The sequence below is a fragment of the Vibrio sp. 2033 genome (assembly GCF_033339735.1).
This window is the reverse complement of sequence record NZ_JAWOVC010000105.1, coordinates 1-1,141: the sequence shown is the minus strand read 5'-3', so window position 1 is coordinate 1,141 and position 1,141 is coordinate 1. Positions and strand designations below refer to the sequence as shown.

Below are 1,141 nucleotides of genomic sequence, written 5' to 3'. Positions count from 1 at the left end.
CGCAGGTAGGAAAAATCGTAGAAAACTGAACATGGTTACCGAAAGCGCCTCGGACAGCTGCTTTGCTAGCAAGCCCGTAACAGATAAGCTTAATGTAGACATCAACATAAATACGATGGGTTTGTGAACGTGATTCATTAGATACTCCTTAATTCTCGGAGCATTTTATGAAAAGTGACTTTATAGAAATAGCGAGTAATATTAACCACTATTGTAAGTAAAACTTACACATTGAAAACAGGTTCGTTCCATGCGTAAATTAGTACCATTAAAATCCATCTACGCGTTTGTGGCGGTGGCGGAATCAGGCAGTATGACGGAAGCCGCCCAGCTTCTGAGCGTTAGCCACTCGGCGATCAGCCAAGCGATTAAATCTCTCGAAAGCCAAGTAAACAAACCGCTTTTTGACCGCATTGGACGCCATGTGTACCTCAATACCGAAGGCAAAAAATACTACCGCAAAGTCGCGCCAGCGTTAGAACAAATCGTCGATGCAACCGAAGCACTGATGCACGATCAAAACTCTCAACGCATTACGCTAAACATGGTGAATTCCTTGGCACTGCATTGGTGGATCCCACGTATGCCACGCCTTCAAGCCTATGCGCCCCAACTTGATGTGCGCCTATCTAACCTTTCTGGACGGTTCAATTTGGAACAAGAAGGCGTTGATGCTGCGTTGGTGCATGGCAAACCTGAAGAGTGGCAAGACTACTATTGCGAAAAGCTCAGTGAAGACGAATTGGTATTAGTGTGCAGCCCTGATCTCATCGACCACAGCAATCCAGTTAACCTTTCTGACATCTTAAAGACGTATCCGCTCATTGAGGTCACGAATGAGCGCAGAAAACACGATTGGCAAGTCTGGTCAGACGCGATAGGAGTCGCTCGTCCAAAAAACAAAAAGCCGATCACTTTTAATATGTCGATGCAAGCGGTACAGGCAACCGCGCGTCGTTTGGGTGTGTTGGTGACTCACCGTTTGTTTGTGAAAGACGACATCAAGTACGGTCAGCTAATCGAACTTGGTGAGCCTGTGATCAATCCTAATCAGCAGCTTTATTTTGTGTGCCCACCGCATAAACTCAAGCAAGAAAGCTTTCACCTATTGCGCTCGTGGTTAAAACAAGAATTTGCGTAA

Annotated in this window: 1 protein-coding gene and 1 pseudogene; one reads left to right on the top strand and one right to left on the bottom strand. The window is 45.7% G+C overall.

Features of this window, described 5'->3' with window-relative positions; translation table 11 throughout:
• A pseudogene (locus tag R7P74_RS24905) lies at positions 1-138 on the bottom strand (DMT family transporter); the annotation flags it as partial.
• 112 nt (positions 139-250) lie between these two features.
• Here R7P74_RS24905 and R7P74_RS24900 point away from each other — a divergent pair.
• On the top strand, positions 251-1,141 hold the full coding sequence (locus tag R7P74_RS24900) for a LysR substrate-binding domain-containing protein (RefSeq protein ID WP_318123314.1): 891 nt from the start codon (positions 251-253) through the stop codon (positions 1,139-1,141).

Coding starts and splice junctions, on each gene's coding strand:
- R7P74_RS24900 (WP_318123314.1), top strand. CDS start 251: ATGCGTAAATTAGTACCATTAAAATCCATCTACGCGTTTGTGGCGGTG.